23 protein-coding genes are annotated in these 24,095 nt (G+C 69.1%); 9 read left to right on the forward strand and 14 right to left on the reverse strand.

Going from position 1 to position 24,095, the window contains the following annotated elements; translation table 11 throughout:
• Positions 1-67: 67 nt before the first annotated feature.
• Both AB0M70_RS11715 and AB0M70_RS11720 read left to right on the forward strand, forming a co-directional pair.
• Entirely contained in the window at positions 68-907 is an 840-nt protein-coding gene (locus tag AB0M70_RS11715; RefSeq protein ID WP_365819000.1) for a chitosanase, read from the forward strand.
• 149 nt (positions 908-1,056) lie between these two features.
• Positions 1,057-1,701 carry a LysE family translocator gene (locus AB0M70_RS11720; protein WP_365819002.1) on the forward strand — a complete coding sequence of 215 codons (645 nt, stop codon included), beginning with the start codon at positions 1,057-1,059 and terminating at the stop codon, positions 1,699-1,701.
• Here the strand turns inward: AB0M70_RS11720 and AB0M70_RS11725 are convergent.
• Positions 1,661-1,954 carry an ATP-binding protein gene (locus AB0M70_RS11725; RefSeq protein WP_365819004.1) on the reverse strand — a complete coding sequence of 98 codons (294 nt, stop codon included), beginning with the start codon at positions 1,952-1,954 and terminating at the stop codon, positions 1,661-1,663. The genes AB0M70_RS11720 and AB0M70_RS11725 overlap by 41 nt on opposite strands.
• Here AB0M70_RS11725 and AB0M70_RS11730 point away from each other — a divergent pair.
• On the forward strand, positions 1,953-2,147 hold the full coding sequence (locus tag AB0M70_RS11730) for a DUF397 domain-containing protein (protein ID WP_365819006.1): 195 nt from the start codon (positions 1,953-1,955) through the stop codon (positions 2,145-2,147). The genes AB0M70_RS11725 and AB0M70_RS11730 overlap by 2 nt on opposite strands.
• Positions 2,148-2,430: 283 nt before the next feature.
• Here the strand turns inward: AB0M70_RS11730 and AB0M70_RS11735 are convergent, their stop codons facing one another.
• The 10 genes from AB0M70_RS11735 to AB0M70_RS11780 all read right to left on the reverse strand — a co-directional run bounded on the left by AB0M70_RS11735 (position 2,431) and on the right by AB0M70_RS11780 (position 13,292).
• On the reverse strand, positions 2,431-3,561 hold the full coding sequence (locus AB0M70_RS11735; protein ID WP_365819791.1) for an MFS transporter: 1,131 nt from the start codon (positions 3,559-3,561) through the stop codon (positions 2,431-2,433).
• Between the two features lie 729 nt (positions 3,562-4,290).
• Positions 4,291-5,763, reverse strand: a complete 1,473-nt coding sequence (locus tag AB0M70_RS11740) for a nucleobase:cation symporter-2 family protein (RefSeq protein ID WP_365819008.1) — start codon at positions 5,761-5,763, stop codon at positions 4,291-4,293.
• 136 nt (positions 5,764-5,899) lie between these two features.
• Positions 5,900-7,267 (reverse strand): nucleobase:cation symporter-2 family protein, encoded by a 1,368-nt coding sequence (locus AB0M70_RS11745; protein ID WP_365819010.1) that lies wholly within the window; start codon positions 7,265-7,267, stop codon positions 5,900-5,902.
• A gap of 412 nt (positions 7,268-7,679) precedes the next feature.
• A complete protein-coding gene (locus AB0M70_RS11750; protein ID WP_365819012.1) occupies positions 7,680-9,068 on the reverse strand; it encodes an 8-oxoguanine deaminase in 1,389 nt (462 codons plus the stop codon).
• A 79-nt stretch (positions 9,069-9,147) separates the two neighbouring features.
• Complete coding sequence (locus tag AB0M70_RS11755) at positions 9,148-10,566, reverse strand: nucleobase:cation symporter-2 family protein (RefSeq protein WP_365819014.1); 1,419 nt, start codon at positions 10,564-10,566, stop codon at positions 9,148-9,150.
• A 67-nt stretch (positions 10,567-10,633) separates the two neighbouring features.
• Entirely contained in the window at positions 10,634-11,557 is a 924-nt protein-coding gene (gene pucL / locus AB0M70_RS11760; protein WP_365819016.1) for a factor-independent urate hydroxylase, read from the reverse strand.
• A gap of 5 nt (positions 11,558-11,562) precedes the next feature.
• Entirely contained in the window at positions 11,563-11,979 is a 417-nt protein-coding gene (gene uraH / locus AB0M70_RS11765; RefSeq protein ID WP_365819018.1) for a hydroxyisourate hydrolase, read from the reverse strand.
• Positions 11,979-12,491, reverse strand: a complete 513-nt coding sequence (gene uraD, locus AB0M70_RS11770) for a 2-oxo-4-hydroxy-4-carboxy-5-ureidoimidazoline decarboxylase (RefSeq protein WP_365819020.1) — start codon at positions 12,489-12,491, stop codon at positions 11,979-11,981. Before uraD ends, uraH begins: the two co-directional genes overlap by 1 nt.
• Before the next feature lie 175 nt (positions 12,492-12,666).
• Entirely contained in the window at positions 12,667-13,035 is a 369-nt protein-coding gene (locus tag AB0M70_RS11775) for a helix-turn-helix domain-containing protein (RefSeq protein WP_365819022.1), read from the reverse strand.
• Positions 13,032-13,292 (reverse strand): hypothetical protein, encoded by a 261-nt coding sequence (locus tag AB0M70_RS11780; protein ID WP_365819024.1) that lies wholly within the window; start codon positions 13,290-13,292, stop codon positions 13,032-13,034. Before AB0M70_RS11780 ends, AB0M70_RS11775 begins: the two co-directional genes overlap by 4 nt.
• 125 nt (positions 13,293-13,417) lie before the next feature.
• Between AB0M70_RS11780 and AB0M70_RS11785 the strand changes: the two genes are divergently transcribed.
• From AB0M70_RS11785 to AB0M70_RS11795, 3 genes are all read left to right on the forward strand, one after another.
• Complete coding sequence (locus AB0M70_RS11785; protein ID WP_365819026.1) at positions 13,418-14,245, forward strand: TIM barrel protein; 828 nt, start codon at positions 13,418-13,420, stop codon at positions 14,243-14,245.
• A 72-nt stretch (positions 14,246-14,317) separates the two neighbouring features.
• Positions 14,318-15,208 carry a 2-hydroxy-3-oxopropionate reductase gene (locus AB0M70_RS11790; protein ID WP_365819028.1) on the forward strand — a complete coding sequence of 297 codons (891 nt, stop codon included), beginning with the start codon at positions 14,318-14,320 and terminating at the stop codon, positions 15,206-15,208.
• Between the two features lie 220 nt (positions 15,209-15,428).
• On the forward strand, positions 15,429-16,886 hold the full coding sequence (locus AB0M70_RS11795) for a catalase (RefSeq protein WP_365819030.1): 1,458 nt from the start codon (positions 15,429-15,431) through the stop codon (positions 16,884-16,886).
• Positions 16,887-17,310: 424 nt separating this feature from the next.
• Here AB0M70_RS11795 and AB0M70_RS11800 read toward each other — a convergent pair whose 3' ends face one another.
• Positions 17,311-17,886 (reverse strand): YdeI/OmpD-associated family protein, encoded by a 576-nt coding sequence (locus AB0M70_RS11800; protein ID WP_365819032.1) that lies wholly within the window; start codon positions 17,884-17,886, stop codon positions 17,311-17,313.
• Positions 17,887-17,956: 70 nt separating this feature from the next.
• Positions 17,957-19,744, reverse strand: coding sequence for a glyoxylate carboligase (gcl, locus tag AB0M70_RS11805; protein WP_365819793.1), 1,788 nt, complete (start codon positions 19,742-19,744; stop codon positions 17,957-17,959).
• Positions 19,745-20,006: 262 nt separating this feature from the next.
• Between gcl and AB0M70_RS11810 the strand changes: the two genes are divergently transcribed.
• The 3 genes from AB0M70_RS11810 (at position 20,007) to AB0M70_RS11820 (ending at position 22,498) form a co-directional block, all read left to right on the forward strand.
• Positions 20,007-20,903, forward strand: a complete 897-nt coding sequence (locus tag AB0M70_RS11810; RefSeq protein ID WP_365819034.1) for a serine/threonine-protein kinase — start codon at positions 20,007-20,009, stop codon at positions 20,901-20,903.
• Between the two features lie 30 nt (positions 20,904-20,933).
• Positions 20,934-21,665 carry a hypothetical protein gene (locus tag AB0M70_RS11815; protein ID WP_365819036.1) on the forward strand — a complete coding sequence of 244 codons (732 nt, stop codon included), beginning with the start codon at positions 20,934-20,936 and terminating at the stop codon, positions 21,663-21,665.
• A 293-nt stretch (positions 21,666-21,958) separates the two neighbouring features.
• Positions 21,959-22,498, forward strand: a complete 540-nt coding sequence (locus AB0M70_RS11820; protein ID WP_365819038.1) for a GNAT family N-acetyltransferase — start codon at positions 21,959-21,961, stop codon at positions 22,496-22,498.
• Here AB0M70_RS11820 and AB0M70_RS11825 read toward each other — a convergent pair.
• Positions 22,461-24,083 carry an AMP-binding protein gene (locus tag AB0M70_RS11825; protein WP_365819040.1) on the reverse strand — a complete coding sequence of 541 codons (1,623 nt, stop codon included), beginning with the start codon at positions 24,081-24,083 and terminating at the stop codon, positions 22,461-22,463. The two genes, AB0M70_RS11820 and AB0M70_RS11825, sit on opposite strands and share 38 nt — an antisense overlap.
• Positions 24,084-24,095 lie beyond the last annotated feature (12 nt).

Here is a 24,095-nt window from a genome sequence, read left to right on the forward strand (position 1 = left end):
CTTCCTAACAGTACGCGGAAGAGCCAAGAACCGTCGGATCGACGAACTCCCCCACCTTGGAGGCCCCGTGCCCACCCCCCACCGCGCCCCTGCGCCCCACACCTCACGCCGCACCCTGCTCGCCGTCCTCGGCGCCTCGCTCGTCGCAGGCCCCGTCATCGCCTCCCACACGGCGGGGGCAACGCCCCCCGCCAAGGCAGGCGGCCTCGACGACCCGGCGAAGAAGGAGATCGCCATGAAGATCGTGTGCAGCGCGGAGAACTCGAGCCTCAACTGGAAGGAGCACTACCGCTACTGCGAGGACATCGGCGACGGCCGCGGCTACACCGCCGGGATCATCGGCTTCTGCTCGGGCACGGGCGACATGCTCGACCTGGTCGAGCTCTACACCCGCCGTAAGCCGGGCAACATCCTCGCCAAGTACCTCCCCGCCCTGCGCGAGGTGGACGGCACCGACTCCCACGAGGGCCTCGACCCCACGTACCAGGGCGACTGGGAACGGGCCGCCGCCGACCCCGAGTTCCAGCGGGCACAGAACGACGAGCGCGACCGCGTCTACTTCAACCCGGCGGTCGGACAGGGCAAGGCGGACGGCATCGGCGTCCTCGGCCAGTTCGCGTACTACGACGCGATCGTCATGCACGGCGACGGCGGCGACAGCACCAGCTTCCGCAACATCCGCAAGCGCGCCCTCCGTTCGGCGAAGCCGCCGGCCCAGGGCGGCGACGAGAGGGCCTACCTCCACGCGTTCCTCGACGCCCGCGTCTGGGCGATGAAGCAAGAAGAGGCACACGAGGACACGAGCCGAGTCGACACGGCACAACGAGTGTTCCTGAACAGGAACAACCTGAACCTGAACACGCCCCTGGAGTGGAAGGTGTACGGAGACCCGTACCGCATCAACTAACCCGCACCCCCCACACATCGGCGCGGGGCGGTCCGACACCCATCGGACCCCCCGCGCCGATGAGAACAGCCCCAATGAAGCAGCGCTTACGGGTTACATGAAGAATTCATCGCTGGTGCTGGAGAGCAGACCCGCCCGATGCTTGCAGAATGATCGGAATGAACGCGGTGCTCGGCGTCGCAGTGGTGTCCCTCGGCATGGTGCTCACCCCCGGCCCCAACATGATGTACCTCGTCTCGCGGAGCATCACCCAGGGCAGACGCGCCGGAGCGATCTCCCTGGCCGGGGTGGCGGTGGGCTTCCTCTTCTACCTGACGGCAGCCAACCTGGGCCTGTCCCTGGTCTTCCTGGCCGTCCCCCAGCTGTACCTGGCTGTCAAACTCGCCGGCGCGGGCTACCTCGCGTGGCTCGCCTGGAAGGCACTCAAGCCGGGCGGCATATCGGTGTTCTCCCACCAGGAGCTGACCCCCGACTCCCCCAGGCGCCTCTTCACCATGGGAGTGCTGACGAACCTCCTGAACCCGAAGGTCGCCATCATGTACGTCTCGCTCATCCCCCAGTTCATCGACCCGACGGCGGGCCACACCCTCCTCCAGGGCTTCGCACTGGGCGGCCTCCAGATCTCCATCAGCCTGATCGTGAACCTGGCCATAGTCATGGCGGCGGGCACCATCGCGGTCTTCCTCTCCCACCGCCCGACCTGGCTCCGAGCCCAGCGCTACGTCATGGGCACGGTCCTGGGCGCCCTCGCCATCAAACTGGCGACGGACAAGGCCCCCGCGACGGCAACGTAACCACCGCCCACACGGTCTTACCGACTTCCCGCTCGTCGACACCCCAGGCGTCCGCCAGCGCGGCGACCAGGAGGAGCCCTCGGCCCGACTCCGCGTCGGTCGGCGCTACTTGCAGTGCGAGCGCGGGGCCACACTCCCCCCGGGTGTCATCGACTTCAACCCGCAAGGCGCTCTCACCAAAAGTCAACCTAAGCTCGAAGTCCCGCCCCGGAACGCGCCCGTGCGTCACCGCATTGGCCGCGAGCTCGGCCATGCGGTCACAGGCCGACTGCGTCGAAGTGGCTCTCGCCTGGCGCAATTCCACGTACAGCAGCGGTGGATCAGGCGACTGCGTAGAAGTCGCCCCCACCCCAACCACCATCCACATCCGCGACTCCAAGAACCCCGAACTCGCCCTCCGCGCCGCCCCCTGGCCCCACTTCCTGACGTACGCAACCCGCCCCTGAATGCCCCCCGCAAGAAAATCCCACCCCCACGCCACAAACAACGACCCCCCACGGAACTTCTTCGCAATCCCCCACCGGCCCACCCCGGAAGAACCAATCCGCACCCGGCACCCAACCCGCACCACCCCTCCACCCGTCCCGAGGAGCCTCACCCCTCGGCCGCCCGGCCCAGGGTTCATGTGCGGTGGAGGGGTGGGTGTCAAGGGTGGAGCGCAGCGGAATCGGCGCAGCCGACGCGTAGCGCAGCGGAGCGCCCTTGACTCCCGGCCCGTAATCGCCACCCTCAGACCAACCGGGCGGCCCCGGCAACTGTCAACGCCGCCAGCAACGCAACGCCCCCGCCAAGGACCATCACCACCCCCACCGACGCCGCGTCCACGACCACCCCTCCCCCCAACGCGCCGAACGCGAACGTCGCCTGGAACGACGACGTGAACAACACCGACGCAGCCTCAGGCGCCCGCGGCGCCGCATTCACGAACCACGTCTGCGAGCAGACCGGCACCGCGCCGTACGCGACACCCCACACCACAAGCAACACGAGCGCACCCCCCGCACCACTCCCACCACCCCCACCAAGCACCGGCAGCAGCAACGTCACCACCCCGATCAACCCAGCAGCCACACCAAACGTCCCGCGAGGCGCCCGCCTCACCCACGCTCCCGCGAGGAAGTTACCGAGGATGCCGGCGACGCCGTAGGCGAGCAGGAAGAGGGTGATTGCTCGTGGGCTCGCGCCGGTCACGTCCTCCAGGAACGGGGTGACGTACGTATACGTACCAAAGTGCGCGGTCACGACGAGAAAGGTCACCGCGATGGCGACCCGTACACGTCCCGACCGCAGCAACGCGCGCAGCACACCAAGCCGGGTGACGCTCTGCGGCGGCAGAGGCGGCAAGGACACCACGAGGGCGGCGAGAACAGCCAACGTCAGCAGACCCATCACCACGAACACAGTGCGCCACCCCACCACCTGACCGAGCAACGTCCCCGCCGGCACTCCGAGCACGGAGCCGAGCGGGACAGCCGCGAAGATCACGGCGGTCGCCCGACCGACCTGCGCCTCGGGGACGAGGCGCGACGCGAGGCTCGCGCCGATGGACCAGAAGGCGCCGATGACGAGTCCGAGGAGTACGCGGGAGACCATCATCAGCCAGTAGCCGGGGGCGATGGCGGCAAGGAAGTTCGCGAGGGCGAGCACCAGCACCAGGGCGCACAGCATGCGACGCCGGTCGACGCGTCGGGTCGTGACCGTCACGACCGGGGCGGCGACGGCGGCGAGGATACCGGGCAGGGTCATCATCAGCCCCGCCGTACCGTCCGAGATCCCGAAGGTCACACCGATGGGGCTGAGCAGCCCGATCGGCAGGATCTCGGTGGTGACGATGACAAAAATCCCCGCCGCCACGGCCAGTACAGCGCCCCACCCCCCTCGCCGCGACCGCCCGGAAGTCCGGGCGGCCGGGGGCGCTGAGGCGGAGACGGAGGCTGGAGCTGCGGCCGCCGAGCCAGACACAGCCGCGAGCGCAGATCCGGCCGTTGAGGCGACCGCAGGCGCGGGGGCGGACCCGGGGGCAGGGGCGGACGCAGGCACGGGGACAGGGCCGGGGGCAGGTGCGGACCCGGGGGCAGGGGCGGACCCAGGCGCAGGACCGGACCCAGACGCGAAGCCGGACCCAGACGCAGGACCGGACCCAGGCGCAGGTGCGGACCCAGGCGCGGCGGCGGTCACAGACCCAGGCGCTGAGCCGGAGGCAAGCGTCGCCGCAGACGCCGACGCCGGCCCACATGTAGACCCAGGCGACACAGGACCAGACGCGCACGCAGGCTCAGACGCGGACCCGGGCGCAGGGACAGACGCAGGCGCGAGGCCGGACCCGGGCGCAGGGACAGACGCAGGCGCGAGGCCGGACGCACACGCACACGCACGCTCAGACGCAGACCCGGGCGCAAGCGCACGCCCATCCTCCGCCGCGCCCGGCGGCTCTGGTGTTGATGTAGGCATGGCTCCGACTCCACCAGGCCCGCCCAACCCCGGTCTGGCACGTATACGCCATCAACGTGCCGTCCCGAGGGTCACGTCGGAATCCCGCGCGGCGCCTCCACCAGCCAGCCACCCACGTCAACCCACCCCCACCGCACCTCAGTGCGTGACCACAGCCTCCGCCTCGGCCGCACTTCCCGCACTCCGCGCGCTCTCCGCACTCCCCGCACCCCCCGACCTCACCGCACCCCCCAAGTGGTTAAACACCAAGTTCAGCGCCACCGCCAACAAGCACCCCGTAGAGATCCCCGACCCCAGCACAATCTGTGCCCATGCCGGGAACGCGTCGTAGAAGCCGTCCGAGAGTGCGGGGGCCAGGCCCGCGCCGAGGGTGACCACCACGATCAGGGCGTTGTCGCCCCTGTGCAGGTCGGCCTGGAGCAGGGTCTGGATGCCGCTGACCGCGATCGACCCGAACAGGAAGAGGCTGACGGCGGCCAGGACCGGCATCGGGACGACCGAGATCAGCGCCGCAGCAGCCGGGCTCAGGCCGATCAGCACCAAAATCCCGCCACTTAGCGCCACTACATACCGACTGCGCACCTTGGAGATGACGACCAGGCCGATGTTCTGGGCGAACGCGCTCGCGTGGAAGGCGTTGAAGAGCGGGCTCAGGGCCGAGCCGAGCGCATCCGCGCGCAACCCGCGCGCGATGGTCTTCTCGTCGACCTCCTTGTCGACGATCTTCCCCAGAGCGATCATGTCGGCCGTCGACTCCGTCAGGATCACCAGCATCACCACGCACATCGAGATGATGGCCGGGATGTTGAACTGCGGTGCGCCGAAGTGGAGCGGCGAGGGGATGCCGACCAGCGCCGCGTCGTCCAGCTTGGAGAAGTCCGCCAGGCCCATCGGGATCGCCAGCAACGTACCGAAGATCATCGCGAAGAGCATGCTGATCTGCTTGAGGAAGCCCCGCGTGAAGCGCTGGAGCAGCAGCATGACCAGGACCGTCGCGCCCGCCAGGCCAACACTCCCCGGCTCCGGCGTACCCGTGGCCGAGGCGTCCACGATCCAGTCGTACGCCACGGGGATCAGCGAGACGCCGATCAAAGTGATGACCGAACCCGTCACCACCGGCGGGAAGAAGCGGACGAGGCGCGAGAAGTACGAACTGACCAGGAAACCGAACAGACTTGAGACGATGATCGCCCCGAAGACGACCGGCATCCCCGCCTCGACGCCGCCCTGGGTCGTGATGATCGTCAGCATCACGCCGACGCCCGCGAACGAGACGCCGTTGACGAACGGCAGGCGGGAGCCGATGAAGTTGCCTATGCCCAGCGTCTGGAGCAGCGTGGCGATGCCCGCCATCAGCAGGCTGCCGCCCATGAGTACCGCCGTGTCCCCCGGCGACATCTTGGCGGCGACGGCCACGACGAGCGGGACCGAGACCGCGCCGGCGTACATGGAGGCGACGTGCTGGAGGCTGGCGACGAGCATCCGGCCCGGCGGCAGGATCTCGTCGACCGGATGAACCTCAACGGGCGGGTCGACTGCCGTGGCTGCCGTGGATTCCGTGGCTGCCGTGGATTCCGTGGACTTCCCGGCAGGGCGGGGCTGAGAACTCATGGTGGCGCTTCTTCCGTGTGCGTGACGCCGGAAGTCGACCCCACCGCGCGGGAGTTCACGAGGCGCGCGGCGGAGCCGACCACTACTCCGACTGGAAAGTAACTTCCGCGATGCGGGCGGCGTCACGCACGTTACGTCAGCTGGCCGCCACGGGGGAAGACCCTTCGCGCACCTCGTGCACCCTCTGCTCAGCGATCTCTCCCCCAGGCTCCATCGGGTTGGTCACGTCGTCGTCCTCGCCCCGCTTGCCGATGTGGTTGAAGACCAGGTTCAGCAGCACCGCCGCGACACAGCCCGTGGAGATACCCGAATCCAGGATGATCTTCGCGGTCTCCGGGAACGCGTGGTAGAACTCCGGCGCCGCGATCGGGATGAGGCCGACGGCCAGCGAGACGGCCACGATCAGGACGTTGTTGTCACGCTCCAGGTTCGCCTTGACCAGCGTCTGGATGCCGCTCGCCGCGACCGAACCGAACAGGACGACACCCGCGCCGCCGAGCACCGGCCGCGGTACGACGGCGATGAGCGAGGCCGCCATCGGGCACAGGCCCATCAGGACCAGGAAGCCGCCGCCCACGGCGACGACGTACCGGCTGCGGATCTTCGTCATCGCGACCAGGCCGATGTTCTGCGCGAACGCGCTGCACATGAAGCCGTTGAAGAGCGGGCTGACCGCCGAACCGAGGCAGTCCGCGCGCAGGCCGGCCGCGATGGTCTTCTCGTCGGCGGGGCGGTCCACGATCTCACCGAGCGCCAGCATGTCGGCGGTCGACTCCGTCATGGAGACCACCATCACCACACACAGGGACACGATCGCCGCCGCCGCGAACTGCGGTGCGCCGAAGTGGAACGGCGTCGGGAAGCCGACGATGTCCGCGTCGCCCACCGGGCTGAAGTCGGTGACGCCGAACGGAATCGCGATGAGCGTGCCGACGACGAGACCGAGAAGCACGGCGATCTGCTTGACGAAGCCGGTGGTGAAGCGGCGAAGCAGCAGCACGATCACGAGCGTGATGCCCGCGAGACCGAGGTTCTTCATCGAGCCGTAGTCGTCGGCCCCTGGGACCGGCCCCTGCGCCCACCCGAACGCGACCGGCATGAGCGAGATGCCGATGAGCGTGATGACCGTGCCGGTCACCACCGGCGGGAAGAAGCGGACGAGCTTGGAGAAGAAGGGCGCCGCGATGAAGCCGAGGACACCGGCGACGATCACCGCGCCGAAGATGATCGGGAGCGCGTCGTCCTTGTTGTCGGTCGATTCGACGACCGCGATCATGGGGGCGACGCCCGCGAAGGTGACGCCGTTGACGAAGGGCAGACGGGCGCCGATCTTCCAGATGCCGAGCGTCTGGAGGAAGGTGGCGAGGCCGGCGGTGAACAGACACGCTCCGGTCAGGAAGGTGAGTTCCTTCGCGGAGAGGCCGATCGCCGCGCCCACGATGAGCGGCGGGGCGACGACGCCCGCGTACATGGCCGCCACGTGCTGGAGGCCGGTCGTCGCCATCTTGAGCGGGGGCAGCTTCTGGTCGACGGGGTGGATCTCTTGCGTCTTTGGTATGGCGCTTTCCCCGTCAACATCGGATGGGTCTGGAGTGGTGCCTGGGGTGGTGCCTGGGGTGGTGCCTTGCTTGGTGAACCTGGGCTGAGTGGCCACTGTGGCTCCTCCGGTTGTTTTCCAGTACGGCGGCTTTGCCGGCACTTTTCGCTTCTGGGAGGTGGTGCGTCGTGCAAGGACTTGCTCGGTATGAAGTTGTGAGTGGTGTGCGCCCAGGTAGTGCTGAGGTAGTGCGGTGAGGTAGTACTGACCGCCCCGGGAACGTGAAGCTTTGGGCCACGTTCCGGGGCGGCACTTGAGCAACCCGCTCGGCTGCTCAAGTCCGGTCAAGGGCCGTCCCCCCTGACCGGAGTTCCAGGTGTCAGCTCCCGGCGGTGATCCGCGCGAGTCGCTGTGCCTCGTCCCGCGCGGAGCGGGCGATGGCGTCCTCGTCGACGTGCAGCAGACGATCGTTCTCGACGATCGGGCGGCCGTTGACGAGGGAGAGCGTGACCGGGGCCGCCGCGCCGAAGACGATGGCGGTCACCGGGTCGGCGATCGAGGAGTGCCCGATGCCGTCGATCTTCCAGAGGACCAGGTCCGCGAGCTTGCCCGGCTCGAGGGACCCGATCTGGCTTGCGCGGCCCAGGACTTGGGCGCCGCCGAAGGTGCCGAGGCGCAGCGCCTGACGCGCGTTCAGGGCGGCTTCGCGGTGCGCGCCGAGGCGGTTGATGAGCAGCGCGTTGCGCAGCTCGGTGTGCAGTTCGCCGGACTCGTTGGACGCGGTACCGTCGACGCCGAGGCCGACCGGGACGCCCGCCTTCAGCATGTCCGGGACGCGGGCGATGCCTGCCGCCAGACGCGCGTTGGAGGACGGGCAGTGCGCGACGCCCGTGCCGGTGCGGGCGAACGCGGCGATGTCGGAGTCGTTCATGTGGACGCAGTGCGCCATCCACACGTCGTCACCGAGCCAGCCGGTCGACTCGAAGTAGTCGGTGGGGCCCTTGCCGAAGAGCTCGTGGCAGAACTTCTCCTCCTCGACCGTCTCGCTGCCGTGGGTGTGCAGCCGTACGCCGAGGCGGCGCGCCAACTCGGCGCCCTGCTGCATGAGTTCGGTGGAGACCGAGAACGGCGAGCAGGGGGCGACGGCGACCTGCGTCATCGCGTCGAAGGAGGCGTCGTGGTGCTTCTTGACGGTCTCCTCGGTCGCGGCGAGCGCGCCATCGAGCGTCTCGACGGCGAAGTCCGGCGGCAGGCCGCCGTCCTTCTCGCTGCGGTCCATGGAGCCGCGGGCGAGGGTGAAGCGGACACCCATGTCGCTCGCGGCGCCGATGATGGCACCGGACAGGTCGCCCGAGTTCTTCGGGAAGACGTAGTGGTGGTCCATCGCGGTGGTGACACCGCCGCGGGCCATCATGCCGAGCGAGCCCTGGGCCGCCGCCGTCACCATCTGCTCGTCGATGCGCGCCCAGGTCGGGTAGAGCGCGACGAGCCAGTTGAAGAGGTTGTGGTCGGTGGCCAGGCCGCGGGTGATCCACTGGTAGAAGTGGTGGTGGGTGTTGACCAGGCCGGGGGTCACCAGGTGGCCGGTGCCGTCCACACGGCGTACGACGTTGGCGAGGCCCTCGGGAGCCTTGCCCGCGCCGATGGACTCGATCTTGTTGCCCGCGACGACGACGTATCCCGATGCGTACTCGGTGTCGTCGGCGTCGACGGTCGCGATGGCACAGTTCTCGATGACGATGCGCTGCAGGTCTGCCGGTGCTGCCATGGTGCTTCTTCCTTCTCTGTGTGTGGCGCTGGGGGTCCCCGCTGCTCCTTGAGAGCTTGGGGGAGGGCACGGCATGACCCTAGGAAGATTTGAGTGCCGCGGCGGCGGGGCCGCGGGTGCCGAGATGGTTGAAGAACAGGTTGAGCAGGACCGCGGCCAGCGCTCCCGCACTGATTCCGGAGCCGAGGACGGTCTGCGCCCAGGCCGGGAATTCGGCGTAGAAGGTGGGCGCGGCGAGCGGGATGATGCCCGCTCCGAGCGCTACGGCCACCAGGATGATGTTGGAGCTGTCGTCGAGACCGGCCTCGGAGAGTGTACGGATGCCGCTCACCGCGATGGAGCCGAAGAGGACGATGCCCGCGCCGCCCAGGACCGGCATGGGGACCACGTTGACGACCGCTCCGAGTACGGGGAAGGCGCCGAGGACGATGAGCGCGCCACCGGCGACGGCGACCACGTAACGGCTGCGGACCCGTGTCAGGGAGACGACGCCGACGTTCTGCGCGAAGGCGGAGGTCGGGAAGCCGCCGAAGACGGGGCCGACGAGCGTCGCGATGCCGTCGGTGCGCAGGCCGCGGGTGATGGTCTTGCCGTTCGTCTCGCGCTCGCAGATCTCGCCGAGGGCGAGCATGCCGGCCGCCGACTCGGTCATCAGGACCAGCATGACGATGCAGAGGGAGAGGATCGCTGCGGGCTGGAAGGTGGGAGCTCCGGCGGCGAAGGGTGTCGGCAGGGCGGCGAGCGGGGCCGTCTGCACGGAGGTGAAGTCGGCCATCCCGAACGGGATCGCGGCGAGCGTTCCGATGAACATGCCTGCCAGCAGGGCGACTTGCTTGAGGAAGCCGCGGCCGAAGCGCTGGAAGAGCAGGATCACGACGAGGGTGAAGGCGGCGAGCGCCAGGTACTTCATGTCGCCGAACGTCGGGTCGGTGTCGTCCCCGCCCTGCGCCCACTTCACGGGCACGGGCATCAGCGTGACGCCGATGAGGGTGATGACGACGCCGGTGACCAGCGGCGGGAAGAAGCGAAGAAGCCTGCCGAAGAACGGGCCGATGGCGAGGCAGAAGATGCCCGCGACCATCACCGCGCCATAGATGGCCGGGAGTTGGGCGCCTTTGGCGTTGGTCTCGGCGATGGCGAGGATGGGTGCGATGCCGGCCGACGAGGCGGCGTTGACGAAGGGGAGCCGGTTGCCGACGAATCCTTTGACGCCGAGCGTCTGGAGGATGGTGGCGAGTCCGGCGATGAGCAGTCCCGCCGCGATGAGCCGGGTCTGGGCCACGGTGTCGAGGCCGCAGGCCTGCCCGATGATCAGCGGCGGAGTGACGACGCCCGCGTACATGGCGGCGATGTGCTGGAGTGCGGCGGGGACCAGCCGCGAGGGGTGGAGCTTCTCGTCCACCGGGTGACAGTCGGGAGTCGAATCCGCTCTTCCGTCGGTCAGCTCCGATGGGGTGGAACACGGGCCTTTCGCCGGCCCCTTTGCAGGCTGTGCCATTGCTGCTGTTCCCTCCGGTGTGGCGCGCCCCCGTCCGCTGCGGACGGACGGGGGCGCGCGTCCCGCGTCAGAGGTTGGTCATGTCGACCGGGATCTTCGGCTGAACCCCGTCCCTGAGAACCGTGGCCTCGATCAGGCCGTAGGGGCGGTCCGCCGCGAAGTAGACCTCGTTGTCGTTCTTCAGCCCGAAGGGCTCGAGGTCCACCAGGAAGTGGTGGTTGTTCGGCAGCGAGAAGCGGATCTCGTCGATCTCGCTCCGGCTGTTGATGACGCGCGAACCCATTTGGTAGAGGGTCTGCTGCAGCGAGAGGGAGTACGTCTCGGCGAAGGCCTGCAGGATGTGCTTCTTGGCCTGCTCGTACGACTTCTCCCAGTTGGGCATCCGGTCCGCGTCGCTGGTCCAGTTGTAACGCCAGGCGGCGGAGACGTCGGTGCACAGGATGCGGTCGTACGCCTCCTTCAGCGTCGTGTACTTGTCCTTGACGTAGCCCCAGAACTCCGAGTTGGTGGAGTTCATGACCGTGAGGTCCTTGAGCCCGGAGATGATCTCCCAGTTCTCGCCGTCGAAGGTGATCTGCGTGGTGCGCAGCTCCTGGCCCTTGCGGGCGAAGGAGTGGTTCACCTCGTCCGAGCCGATGAACTTGGAGTTGTTGTCCGAGGTCGCGATGCGCTCCCAGGAGTACTCCTGGATGCGGATCCGGGCGCGGTGGATCGGCTCCTGCGTCGTCACGAAGTGGCGGGCGAGGTGGATGCCGAACTGCTCGGCGGACTCGATGCCGTGCTCCTTGGCGAACGCGAACACCGTGTTCTTGGTGGTGTCCGTCGGCAGGACGTTGGCGTTCGAGCCGGAGTAGTGGACGTCGTCCATGTCGCCGGAGAGCGCGACCGAGACGTTCAGGTCCTTGATGTGGTGCGTGTCGCCGTCCCGCGTGATCTTGACGACGCGGTTCTCTGCTTTGCCGTACTGGTTCTGGCCGAGAATCGTGGGCATGTCTGCTAGCTCCCTCGGTAAACGGAGTAGCCGAACGGGTTGAGCAGCAGCGGTACGTGGTAGTGCTCGCCCGGCGTGACGGCGAACGTGATCGCCACCTCCGGGAAGAACACGTCGCTCGCACCGCTGTCCCTTACGCGGGGGGCGTCCTGCTGCGCCTCGGCTTGCTTCTTGTCGCTCTGCTGGTTTGTGGAGAAGTACGCCTCGACCTCGAAGTCGAGTCGTACGTGCGTGGTGCCTTCCGGCAGGGCCGGCAGGTCCTTGCAGCGCCCGTCCGCGTCGGTCGCGGAGCCGCCGAGCGCCACCCACTCGGCGTCACGGCCGCTGCGGGCGGTGAGCGAGATGGCGACGCCCTCGGCGGGGCGTCCGACGCTGGTGTCCAGGATGTGCGTGGACACCGAGGCGGTGGTGTCAGTGCTCATCAGTCGTTGTCCTCTTCCACGAGACGGGTCAGCCGGATTCGGTTGATCTTCCCGAGTTCGGTGCGCACGATTTCGCGCTCCTGCTCGGCGGAGTTGCCGATCCGGGTCTTCACCGCATCGCGCATCTGCTCACCGGTCGCGCCGGTGGCGCAGATCAGGAAGACATGGCCGAACTTCTCCTGGTAGGCCAGGTTCAGCTCGAGCATCTCTGCCTTGAGCTCTTCGGAGGCCCCCGCCATACCGCGCTGTTCACGCGACGACGTGGGGTCACCGGGCTTCGGGCGTCCGATCGGCGGGTGCCCGGCCATCGCCTCGGCCAGATCCTCGGCGGTCAGCTCGGCCATGGCGGCGTCGCTGGCGGCGAAGAGGGCTTCGACGGTGGGGAAAGGGCGCTGGGAGAGCAGGGTGCTTCCCCAGGCCGATGAGGCGCAGGCCTCGTGGAGAGCGGCGGTGGCCGCAGTCTCCGGCAAGGCGTTGAACCGGGCAAGGCCCGGCGTCGAGCTCGAAGTCACGGGTGCCTCCGTGGCCGTAAGGCCTTGTGCTGGACGGGCTGCGGATAGCTAACGCCAGCCGAAACACCACGTCAACACTTTGTTGAAAACTTCGGGAAACAAAAACCGCCGTCCGGGTAACGGACGGCGGCCCTGTGGAGCGCTCTGACCTGCAGGGTACGTGAGCTGCGCGAGGTCAGGTGGAACGGTTCAGGTAGTTGTACACGGTGAAGCGCGATACGCCGAGCGCGCCGGCGACCGTCTCCACCCCGTGCCGCACGGCGAAGGCGCCTCGCGCCTCGAGTATCCGTACGACCTCCTGCTTGGCCTTGCGGTCGAGCTCCGACAGGGGCACGCCGCGCTTGCGCTCCAGGGCGAGCAGGATGTGGTCCAGGGAGTCCGCGAGCTGCGGAAGGCGTACGGCGACCACGTCCTCGCCCCGCCAGGCGAGCACGACATCGTCGGTGCCCGCCTCGTCGGGCGGCACCATTTCGCCGCCCATGGCGTCCACGAGCGGCTTCACGGCGGCCACGAAGGGGCCGTGGTCGTCTCTGGCACCGGTCATCCGACGGCCTCCCCCGACTCTCCGAGCACGTTCACCTGGAGGGAGACGCGGGTCGCGCCCGCCTCCAGGGCCTTGCGCAGCAGCGCGTCGACGGCGGTCAGGACCTCGTCCGCACCGCCTTCCGCGGTATTGCCGAAGGGGCCGACGTCCACGGCGTCGAGCTCGGCCCCCTGGATGACGTCACGGGCCACCACCGCATGGGCGGGTGCCTCGTCCAGGTCGAAGGGTTCGGTCGTGAACTCCACTCTCAATCGCACGCGCACAACCTACTGCCGTGTGGTGATTTTCCGGCAGCCCCCTCTTGACAAGGGCGGATCCTCGACGGCAATCTTCCATCAGACAGAAATTAACTTCCGCTATACGGAAGGAGCGCGGAAGCCCCATGGGATACTCCGACCAGCGCTTCAATGTGAACCTGTCGATCCTCTTCACGGAACTCCCGCTCCTGGAGCGCCCCGCGGCCGCCGCCGCGGCGGGCTTCACGGCGGTCGAGCTGTGGTGGCCCTGGGTCGACGCCCCCACCCCCGAGCAGTCCGAGCTCGACGCCCTGCGGGCAGCGATCACGGACGCCGGCGTACAGCTGGTGGGCCTGAACTTCTACGCCGGGCAGCTGCCCGGACCGGACCGCGGCGCCCTGTCGATCCCGGGCGAGGAGAGCGAGAAGTTCCGCGCGAACCTCTCGGTGGCGGCCGACTTCGCCGAGTCCCTCGGCTGCAAGGCGCTCAACGCGCTGTACGGCAACCGGGTGGAGGGCGTGGACCCCGCGGTCCAGGACGAACTCGCCCTGGAGAACCTGGCGTTGGCGGCCCGTGAGGCCGACCGCGTGGGCGCCGTGCTGCTGATCGAGGCCCTGAACAAGCCCGAGTCGCCGCGCTGCCCGATCGTCAGCGCGGACGCGGCGATCGCCGTGGTCGACAAGGTGAACACCCTTACCGGGCTGGGTAACGCGAAGTTCCTCATGGACCTTTACCACCTGTCCATGAACGGCGAGGACCTGCCTGCCGTCATCGATCAGTACGTCGCCCAGACCGCGCACGTGCAGATCGCCGACAATCCTGGCCGCGGGGCCCCGGGCACGGGGGCGCTTCCGCTGGAGGAGCTGCTTGATCAGCTCCGTAAGGCCGGATACGAGGGCTGGGTCGGCCTGGAGTACAAGCCGGGCGATCGGCCCAGCGCCGAGGCTTTCGGCTGGCTGCCCGCCGCGGACTAGGCCGCCGCTTCGCGGCGGATGTCTCCCGCCCACCCACCCGTTACTCCGCAGTTAGTTCAGAAAGGCTCCCTCATGAGCAACCTTCCCAAGATCGCGTGGATCGGACTCGGCATCATGGGGTCCCCCATGTCCGAGAACCTGATCAAGGCTGGTTACTCCGTCACCGGCTTCACCCTTGAGCAGGACAAGCTGGACCGCCTCGCCGCGGCCGGCGGCACCGTCGCCAAGTCCATCGCCGAGGCCGTCAAGGACGCCGACGTCATCGTCACGATGGTGCCCGCGTCCCCGCAGGTCGAGGCCATCGCGTACGGTGCGGACGGCATCCTGGAGAACGCGAGGTCCGGTGCGCTGATCGTCGACATGTCGTCGATCACCCCGCAGACCTCCGTGGACCTGGCCAAGGCCGCCAAGGACAAGGGCATCCGCGTCCTGGACGCCCCCGTCTCGGGTGGCGAGGCCGGCGCCATCGAGGCCGTGCTCTCCATCATGGTCGGCGGCGAGCAGGCCGACTTCGACGAGGCCAAGCCGCTCCTCGACGCCCTCGGCAAGACCATCGTGCTGTGCGGTCCGCACGGCTCGGGTCAGACCGTGAAGGCCGCCAACCAGCTCATCGTCGCCGTGAACATCCAGGCGTGCGCCGAGGCAGTCGTCTTCCTGGAGAAGTCCGGGGTGGACCTGACCGCCGCCCTCGACGTCCTGAACGGGGGGCTTGCGGGCTCGACCGTCCTGACCCGCAAGAAGGACAACTTCCTCAAGCGCGACTTCAAGCCCGGCTTCCGGATCGACCTGCACCACAAGGACATGGGCATCGTCACCGACGCCGCCCGCAATGTCGGTGCCTCGCTCCCCGTCGGCGCCGTGGTGGCCCAGCTCGTCGCCTCGCTGCGCGCGCAGGGTGACGGCGGCCTCGACCACTCCGCGCTGCTTCGCGGCGTGGAGCGCCTCTCGGGCGCCGAGCTCTAAGCCGAGCTCCAAGAAGCCCCCGGCTTCACGAGCTCCCCTCAACTTCCGGGCCGTGGCGGCGCTGACACCTGTCCTGTCGCGCCCAGGCGTCGCCGCGGCCCGGAACCCTCACCTCAACTTCAACAAACTGTTGACGTAGCTGTTCAGGCGTACTTACGCTCACGTCAGCTCACCACCTCAGCAGTTTCAGCAGTCCGTACGGAAGGTCAACTCCGCCACCATGTCGAAGCGTGTGCTCACGACCGAGTCCGGCGCCCCTGTCGCCGACAACCAGAACTCAGCCACCGCCGGCGTCGGTGGCCCGATCCTCCTCCAGGACCAGCACCTCCTCGAGAAGCTCGCCCGCTTCAACCGCGAGCGCATCCCGGAGCGTGTGGTGCACGCGCGTGGATCCGGTGCATACGGCTACTTCGAGGTGACCGACGACGTCACCGCGTACACCTCGGCCGACTTCCTGAACACCGTCGGCAAGCGCACCGAGACCTTCCTGCGCTTCTCCACGGTGGCGGACAGCCTCGGCGGCGCGGACGCGGTCCGCGACCCGCGCGGCTTCGCGCTGAAGTTCTACACCGAGGAGGGGAACTACGACCTCGTCGGCAACAACACCCCGGTGTTCTTCATCAAGGACCCGATCAAGTTCCCCGACTTCATCCACTCCCAGAAGCGCGACCCCTTCACGGGCAAGCAGGAGCCGGACAACGTCTGGGACTTCTGGGCGCACTCCCCCGAGGCGACCCACCAGGTGACGTGGCTGATGGGCGACCGCGGCATCCCCGCGTCGTACCGCCACATGAACGGCTACGGCTCGCACACCTACCAGTGGACGAACGCGGCGGGCGAGGCCTTCTTCGTCAAGTACCACTTCAAGACGAACCAGGGCGTACGCAGCCTCTCCTCGGAGCAGGCCGCCGAGCTCGCGGGCAAGGACGCCAACTCCCACCAGACGGACCTTCTCCAGGCCATCGAGCGTGGCGTGAACCCGTCCTGGACGCTGCACGTGCAGATCATGCCGGCGGCCGAAGCGGCGGACTACCGCTTCAACCCCTTCGACCTGACGAAGGTGTGGCCGCACAGCGACTACCCGCTGCAGCGCGTGGGCCGTCTGGTCCTCGACCGCAACCCCGACAACGTCTTCGCCGAGGTCGAGCAGGCCGCCTTCTCCCCGAACAACTTCGTTCCGGGCATCGGCCCCTCGCCCGACAAGATGCTCCAGGGCCGCCTGTTCGCCTACGCGGACGCGCACCGCTACCGCCTGGGCGTCAACCACACGCTGCTCCCGGTGAACGCCCCCAAGGCGACCACCGCGAACAACTACGGCCGCGACGGTCTGATGGCGGCCAACGCCTACGGCCGCGACCGCAAGAACTACGAGCCCAACTCGTACGACGGCCCGGTCGAGACCGGTCAGCCGCTCTCCGCCCCGCTCGCCGTCAACGGCCACACGGGCACGCACGAGGCGCCGCTGCACACCAAGGACGACCACTTCTTCCAGGCGGGCGAGCTGTACCGCCTGATGTCGGCCGAGGAGCAGGCGCGCCTGGTGGCGAACATCGCGGGCGGCCTCTCGCAGGTCAGCCGTGACGACGTCATCGAGAAGAACCTGGCTCACTTCCACGCCGCCGACGCCGAGTACGGCAAGCGTGTGGAGGAGGCTGTCCGCGCCCTGCGCGAGGACTAAGCCTCACAGAACTCCCGGACTGCGCCGGGGAATTGACGGGAGGTCAGTTTCCCGGTGCTGCGCCCGCGGCATCACGGACCCGGATGAGGGGTGGTCCCGTGGTGCACGGGCCGGACGAGGACCGCGGCGGCTTCGCGAGCCAGTGCGGTGGTGAAGGTCCGGCGGCTCCTTTCTCGACCTGAGGGAAGGGAAGTCCGCCGGTCCATTCGCGGCCGCCGCGGTCCCAGCCGATTCTGGCCCCTGGGCCTTGACCCCTGGGCCCCCTGTGACTCCGTCCGGCGGCGCGTATGCATGTTCCGCCAGTCGCGCGCGGTCGGACGGCTACAACCCCTTTGCCAGAGCGGCGAGTACGGACGGTCCCGTACTCGCCGCTCTTCTTTGTGTGCGGGTGCGTGGGGGCTGGTCGCGCAGTTCCCCGCGCCCCTTACGGGGCGCTTCCGCGCGCCAGCTTCGCGACCACGCGGTCCAGGCGGGACGCGCGGGTGGCGGGGGTCCTTGCCGTCATCAGGCTGTGGAGTACGGCGTACCGCTCCGTCCTGCTCAGTGTTTCGAAGGTCTTGCCGGCCTTCGGGGCGGCCGCCAGCGCCTGCGCCAGGTCGTCCGGGACCGTGGCGTTGCGTTGGGACTCGTAGGCGGCGTCCCAGCGGCCGTCGGCCTTCGCCGCGGCCACCTCCGCGAGGCCCGGCTCGCGCATGCGGCCCTCGGCGGTCAGCTCCGCGACCCGGTCGACGTTCACCTGCGACCACAGGCTGCGCGGGCGGCGGGGGGTGATCTTCTGCAGGTAGTGGACCTCGTCGTACGCCTTGCGATGGCCGGTGATCCAGCCGTAGCAGAGCGCCGCGTCGTTCACCTCCGCCGACGTCACCGAGGCCACTCCCGACCCCTTCTTGGCGAGCCTCACCCAGACACCGGGCGAGCCGGCGTGGTGCTCGTCCAGCCAAGCCGCGAGGCGGGCGGCGTCCACGAATGTCACTACCTGCAAGCCGTCCGGCGATTCCATCCACACACACTAAAGGGGCGGTCCACCCCGCTCGGGTGGACCGCCCCTCAGTGGGCCGTGTGCCGTGCCGTCAGACCTTCAGCGGACGGATGGCGGTGGGCGCGTGGCCCGGCTCGGTGGCGAGCTCCTCGAACTCCTTGACCGCGCTGATGTCGGCCGTGGGGCTCATGGAGATGTTCGTGATGCGCTCCAGGATGGCCTCGACGACGACCGGGACCTGGTGCTCCTGGGCCAGCTTCTTGGCCTGCTCGAAGGCCTGGCCCAGTTCGTTCGGGTCGGTGACGCGGATGGCCTTGCAGCCCAGGCCCTCGGCGACCTTGACGTGGTCGACGCCGTAGACGCCGAGCTCAGGACTGTTCTGGTTCTCGAATTCCAGGTTGACCTGGAAGTTGATGTCCAGGCCGATCTGGGCCTGGCGGATGAGGCCCAGGTAGGCGTTGTTCACCAGGACGTGGACGTACGGGATGCGGTGCTGCGCGCCGACCGCCAGCTCCTCGATCATGAACTGGAAGTCGTAGTCACCGGACAGGGCGACGACCGGCGTGTCGCGGTCCGCGGTGGCGACGCCGAGCGCGGCCGGGATCGTCCAGCCCAGCGGGCCCGCCTGGCCGCAGTTGATCCAGTGGCGCGGCTTGTAGACGTGCAGCATCTGGGCGCCCGCGATCTGCGAGAGGCCGATGGTGGTGACGTAGCGCGTGTCCGGGCCGAAGGCCTTGTTCATCTCCTCGTAGACGCGCTGCGGCTTCATGGGGATGTTGTCGAAGTGCGTGCGGCGCTGGAGGGTCTCCTTGCGCTCCAGGTGGGAGGCGACCCACGCGGAACGGTCCGGGAGCTTGCCCGCGGCCTTGAGCTCCTTGGCGACCTCGACGAAGAGCTCCAGGGCGACCTTGGCGTCGGAGGCGATCCCGTAGTCCGGCGCGAAGATCTTGCCGATCTGGGTCGGCTCGATGTCGACGTGCACGAACTTGCGGCCCTGGGTGTAGACGTCCAGCTTGTAGCCGGTGTGACGGTTGGCCCAGCGGTTGCCGATGCCGAGGACGAAGTCCGACTCCAGGAACGTGGCGTTGCCGTAGCGGTGGCCGGTCTGCTGGCCGACCATGCCCGCGTTCAGGTCGTGGTCGTCGGGGATGGTGCCCCAGCCCATCAGGGTCGGGACGACCGGGGTGTTGGTGATCTCGGCGAACTCGACCAGGAGGTCGGAGGCGTCGGCGTTGATGATGCCGCCGCCGGCGACGATCAGCGGACGCTCGGACTCGACCAGGAAGGTGATCGCCTTCTCGATCTGCGCGCGTGTCGCGGTCGGCTTGTAGACCGGCAGCGGCTCGTACGTGTCGATGTCGAACTCGATCTCGGTCTGCTGGACGTCGATCGGCAGGTCGATGAGGACCGGACCCGGGCGGCCCGAGCGCATCAGGTGGAACGCCTGCTGGAAGATGCCGGGGACCTGCGCGGCCTCCAGGACCGTGACGGCCATCTTGGTGACCGGCTTGGCGATCGTCGCGATGTCGACGGCCTGGAAGTCCTCCTTGTGGAGCAGGTGCGTCGGCGCCTGGCCCGTGATGCAGAGGATCGGGATGGAGTCACCGGTCGCGGAGTACAGACCGGTGATCATGTCGGTGCCCGCGGGGCCCGACGTACCGATGCAGACGCCGATGTTGCCGGGGTTGGCGCGGGTGTAGCCCTCGGCCATGTGCGAGGCGCCCTCGACGTGCCGGGCGAGCGTGTGGTCGATGCCACCGCCCTCCTGGAGCGCCTTGTAGAAGGGGTTGATCGCGGCGCCGGGGACACCGAACGCGTTGGTGACGCCCTCGCGCTTGAGGATCTCAACTGCCGCGCGGACAGCGGTCATACGAGCCATGGGGTTCTCCTGCTTCGACAACAGCTTCGACAGCTGCGCCGACCTTTCGGCCGGCGTGTTCGGCTGGCGGATCCGGCTCCCGTCGCGCCCCGCGGTGAGCTTCTGTTTCCGCATTGTGGAAATTTAGTTCTGCTATATGGAAGCAATGTAGGCGGGTGCGGTGGAGACCGTCAAGAGTTCTCCGGGAACCGGGCTGCCCGGGGGCCGCGTCCCAGTCGTTGAATTCGGCATGAGTTCGGGCCACACCATCGGGGGGTCGACCGTGGCCAGTTCACCGGACGCGTTCCCCGCGGGGCAGGACCCGCCGAGCCACGGCCGCTGGCGGATGGGGGCCCTTCTCGGGCAGGGCGGCCTCGGGCGGGTCTTCCTCGCGCACGACGGAGCGGGACGGGCGGTCGCGCTGCGGGTGGTGCGTGCCTCCCTCGCCCGTGATGAGGAGTTCCGCAGGTGCTTCGGCCGTGAGGTGCGTGCGCTCTCCGCGGTACGGGGGCCCCGGGTCGCCGCGCTCGTCGACGCCGACCCGCAGGCCGAGGTGCCCTGGCTCGCCATGGAGTACGCCGCGGGGCCGACGCTCGCCACGCGGGTACGGGAGCTCGGCGGGCCGCTCGGGGGGCCGCTCCCCGTCCCGGAGCTGCGGACGCTGGCGAACGCCCTCGCCGGGGCGCTCGACGGCATCCACCGGGCGGGGCTCGTGCACGGCGGCCTCCGGCCCTCGAACGTGCTCCTGACCGCCGAGGGCCCCCGCGTCGCCGACTTCGGCCTGGCCGGGTGCGCGGCGCGGGCCGGGTACACGGGAAGGCCGGGGTACGCGGCACCCGAGCTCGTGACGCACGGGGCGCCCCGGCCATCCGCGGACGTCTTCTCGCTCGGCGCGGTCCTCGCCTTCGCGGCGGCGGGGCGCGGGCCCTTCGACACCGGGGGCGATAAGCCGGACCTGGCGGGCGTACCGGAGGAGTTGCTGCCCCTGGTCACCGCCTGCCTCGCCGGGCACCCCACGGCCAGGCCCGCCCCGCGCACCGTCGCCCGCATGGCGGGCCTCCCGCTGTCGGGCAGCCGGCGCCGCGCCCTGACCCTGGCGGGCACGCTGTTCTTGGCCCAACTGGCTGCCGTGGCAAGCCCACTTGGTGGACGATGGACGTCACGAACCGTCGAGCGGTGACGGCGAGCACTGACGTGACGGGTGAGGGTGATGACGAAGAGCGGCGTCCCGGTACGGTGCCCGGTCTGCCGGCGCGATCATGTGTACGCCCCGCCGTCCTACCCCTGCGCGTGCGGCGCCCCGGTGGTGCCGCCGGTGGCGCGTGGCGCGACCGTGCTGCCGGTGACGGACCGGACGTGGGCGGACGAGTGGGTGACCGTGCGGTGCCGGATGTGCGGGCGCCGCGGCCAGTGGCCGCAGCCGGAGCTGGGCTGCGCGTGCGGGGCGGTCCTACGCATCCCGGTGCGATCGGTACAGGCCCCTTCAGGCACCCCACCGACCCCGGCACCGCCCGCTCCCGCACCTCCGGCGCACATCCCGCTCCCCCGGACGGCGCCGACGCCCAGGCCCGCCTTCCAGCCGGTGCCGGTCCGCACGGCACGGGACGCGGTGACGGTGGCGGGGCTGTATCTGCGGTGGCTCGGTTACGCGGAGATCCGAGGAGCGGTGAAGCGGGCGCCCTCCGGGGTACGGGTGTCGGCGCGAGGAGTGATAGCCCTGGTCGAGCCATCCGTGCAGCCGACGTCCCTGCGTGACGTGGAGTGCCTGTGGCTCAGCGCGATGTCGGACTCCGTCACGTGCGTCTGCTTCTCCCTCGCAGGCTACGAGGAAAGGGCCCGAGCACGAGCAGACGCCCTATCGGTTCCGCTATTCGTCATCGACCTCACGGGAACTCCCCAGCCGGTGAACAGCGCGGCGACGGAGTTGATCGCTGCGGGGTGATGGGGCGGGGGGCCGCCGGGTGGCCGGGCAAGACGCTCGTCGGGCCACCGAGCGGGGGGGACCGAGTGGCCGGGCGGAGGCCGTCGGGCGGCAACGGGCGCGTGGCCGCCAGGTGATGTCCACCGGGCGGCCGGGTGGGGCGGCCGTCGGGTGGCTAGTCGGGGCGGCCGTCGGGGGCAACGGGTGCGTGGCCGTCTCGCTGCGAACCGGCGGGCGGTCAGCCGGTGGCAACCGGCGGGTGGTGCTTCGGGAAAAACCGTGGGCGTCGGCCGACAGAGCGGCATACTCGGCGGATGTACATTCGTCCCGTCTCCCCAGCCGAGCTTCCCGTTCTTCAGGGCATTGAGCGTGCCGCGGGGGAACCCTTTCGGGGGCTCGGTATGGGGGCGATCGCTGATGACGAGCCTCCGGGGATCGCGCTTCTGGAGGAGTTTCGGCGGGCAGGGCGGGCGTGGGTGGCCGTTGAGGGGGACGGGAGCCTCGTCGCTTACCTTCTCAGTGAGCCGGTGGACGGTGCGGAGCACATCGAGCAGGTCTCCGTGCACCCGCGAGCCGCGCGTCGCCGCATCGGCGGCGAGCTGATCGAGCACGCCGCCGACCGCGCCCGCGAGGCAGGCAGCGAAGCCCTGACCCTGACCACCTACACGGACGTCCCCTGGAACGCGCCGTACTACGCGCGCATCGGGTTCCGCGTGCTCGCCGACGCCGAACTCACCCCGGGGCTGCGGAAGATCCGAGCCCACGAGGCCGAGCTCGGCCTCGACCGCTGGCCCCGCGTCGCCATGCGGCGCGAGCTCAGCCCGGGTGGGCCTGGGTCCCGTACCGCTCCCTGAGTTCGATCTTGCGCACCTTCCCGGACACCGTCATGGGAAAGCTCTCCAGGATGCGCAGCCCGGCCGGGATCTTGTAGTGCGCCAACTGCCCCGCACAGAAGTCCCGCAGCTCCTCCAGCGTCAGCGGATCGTCGGCGTCCCGCGGGATCACGCAGGCCAGCGGCACCTCTCCGTACCGCTCGTCGGCGACTCCCACCACCTGGACGTCGGCGATCTTCGGGTGGCCGTAGAGGAACTCCTCGATCTCGCGCGGGTAGATGTTCTCGCCACCCCGGATGATCATGTCCTTGATGCGGCCGACGATCTGGACGTACCCGTCCTCCCGCATCACCGCCAGGTCACCGGTGTGCATCCAGCGCCCGGCGTCGATCACCTCCGCCGTCCGCGACGGCTCGTTCCAGTAGCCGAGCATCACGCTGTAGCCACGCGTGCACAACTCGCCGGACTCACCCCGTGGCAGCGTGACCCCGCTGACCGGGTCGACCACCTTCACCTCGATGTGCGGCAGCACGCGCCCCACCGTGCCGGTCCGCCGCTCCAGGTCGTCCGTACGGCGCGTCTGCGTGGAGACCGGGGAGGTCTCCGTCATGCCGTAACAGATGGAGACCTCCTCCATGTGCATCTCGGCGACCACCCGCTTCATCACCTCGACCGGGCAGGGCGAGCCCGCCATGATGCCGGTGCGCAGCGAACTCAGGTCGTACGTCGCGAAGTCGGAGAGATTCAGCTCGGCGATGAACATCGTCGGTACGCCGTACAGCGACGTACACCGCTCACGCTCCACCGCGTGCAGCGTCGCGACGGGGTCGAAGGACGGTGCCGGGATGACGATGCAGGCACCGTGGGAGGTGGCGCCCAGATTTCCCATCACCATGCCGAAGCAGTGGTAGAACGGCACGGGCAGGCAGACCCGGTCCTGCTCCGTGTAGCCGACCGTCCGGCCCACCCAGTAGCCGTTGTTGAGGATGTTGTGGTGGGAGAGCGTCGCCCCCTTGGGGAAGCCGGTGGTGCCCGAGGTGTACTGGATGTTGATGGGGTCGTCGCAGCTCAACTCGGCTTCGCGGGCCGCCAGTTCACTGCCCGTCACCGTCGTCGCCGCGTTCAGCAGCTCGTCCCACGAGCCGTCCTCGATGTAGTGGACGGACCGCAGGTCCGGGCAGGCGGGCCGCACCTGGTCCACCAGCGCCCGGTAGTCGCTCGACTTGTGCGCCTGCGAGGCGACCAGGACCGTGACCCCGGCCTGCTTGAGCACGTACTCCAACTCGTGTGCCCGGTACGCGGGGTTGATGTTCACCATGATCGCGCCGATCCGCGCGGTGGCGTACTGCACGAGCACCCACTCGGCACAGTTCACCGCCCAGATGCCGACGCGATCCCCCTTGGCGACCCCGACGCCCATGAAGCCGCGCGCCAACTGCGCGACGGCGTCCCCGAATTCGGCGTACGTCAAACGCGTCCCCGCCGCCACGTCCACCAGCGCGTCCCGCTCCGGCCAGGCCTCGACGGCCCGGTCGAGGTTCCGCCCGATGGTGTCCCCGAGCAGCGGCGTGGAACTCACCCCGTGCGCATACGAAAGCTCACTCATCAACGCACCCGT

This window comes from Streptomyces sp. NPDC051214 (genome assembly GCF_040682375.1).
In the GTDB taxonomy this organism is placed as follows: Bacteria; Actinomycetota; Actinomycetes; order Streptomycetales; family Streptomycetaceae; genus Streptomyces.

What these genes read in the sequence shown, in the direction of transcription:
- AB0M70_RS11720 (WP_365819002.1), top strand. Translation starts at nt 1,057, where the DNA reads ATGATCGGAATGAACGCGGTGCTCGGCGTCGCAGTGGTGTCCCTCGGC.
- AB0M70_RS11730 (WP_365819006.1), top strand. Translation starts at nt 1,953, where the DNA reads ATGCGGTCACAGGCCGACTGCGTCGAAGTGGCTCTCGCCTGGCGCAAT.
- AB0M70_RS11725 (WP_365819004.1), bottom strand. Translation starts at nt 1,954, where the DNA reads ATGGCCGAGCTCGCGGCCAATGCGGTGACGCACGGGCGCGTTCCGGGG.
- AB0M70_RS11740 (WP_365819008.1), bottom strand. Translation starts at nt 5,763, where the DNA reads ATGAGTTCTCAGCCCCGCCCTGCCGGGAAGTCCACGGAATCCACGGCA.
- AB0M70_RS11745 (WP_365819010.1), bottom strand. Translation starts at nt 7,267, where the DNA reads ATGGCGACGACCGGCCTCCAGCACGTGGCGGCCATGTACGCGGGCGTC.
- AB0M70_RS11750 (WP_365819012.1), bottom strand. Translation starts at nt 9,068, where the DNA reads ATGGCAGCACCGGCAGACCTGCAGCGCATCGTCATCGAGAACTGTGCC.
- AB0M70_RS11755 (WP_365819014.1), bottom strand. Translation starts at nt 10,566, where the DNA reads ATGGCACAGCCTGCAAAGGGGCCGGCGAAAGGCCCGTGTTCCACCCCA.
- pucL (WP_365819016.1), bottom strand. Translation starts at nt 11,557, where the DNA reads ATGCCCACGATTCTCGGCCAGAACCAGTACGGCAAAGCAGAGAACCGC.
- uraH (WP_365819018.1), bottom strand. Translation starts at nt 11,979, where the DNA reads ATGAGCACTGACACCACCGCCTCGGTGTCCACGCACATCCTGGACACC.
- AB0M70_RS11775 (WP_365819022.1), bottom strand. Translation starts at nt 13,035, where the DNA reads ATGACCGGTGCCAGAGACGACCACGGCCCCTTCGTGGCCGCCGTGAAG.
- AB0M70_RS11785 (WP_365819026.1), top strand. Translation starts at nt 13,418, where the DNA reads ATGGGATACTCCGACCAGCGCTTCAATGTGAACCTGTCGATCCTCTTC.
- AB0M70_RS11790 (WP_365819028.1), top strand. Translation starts at nt 14,318, where the DNA reads ATGAGCAACCTTCCCAAGATCGCGTGGATCGGACTCGGCATCATGGGG.
- AB0M70_RS11795 (WP_365819030.1), top strand. Translation starts at nt 15,429, where the DNA reads ATGTCGAAGCGTGTGCTCACGACCGAGTCCGGCGCCCCTGTCGCCGAC.
- AB0M70_RS11800 (WP_365819032.1), bottom strand. Translation starts at nt 17,886, where the DNA reads ATGGAATCGCCGGACGGCTTGCAGGTAGTGACATTCGTGGACGCCGCC.
- gcl (WP_365819793.1), bottom strand. Translation starts at nt 19,744, where the DNA reads ATGGCTCGTATGACCGCTGTCCGCGCGGCAGTTGAGATCCTCAAGCGC.
- AB0M70_RS11815 (WP_365819036.1), top strand. Translation starts at nt 20,934, where the DNA reads ATGACGAAGAGCGGCGTCCCGGTACGGTGCCCGGTCTGCCGGCGCGAT.
- AB0M70_RS11820 (WP_365819038.1), top strand. Translation starts at nt 21,959, where the DNA reads ATGTACATTCGTCCCGTCTCCCCAGCCGAGCTTCCCGTTCTTCAGGGC.
- AB0M70_RS11825 (WP_365819040.1), bottom strand. Translation starts at nt 24,083, where the DNA reads ATGAGTGAGCTTTCGTATGCGCACGGGGTGAGTTCCACGCCGCTGCTC.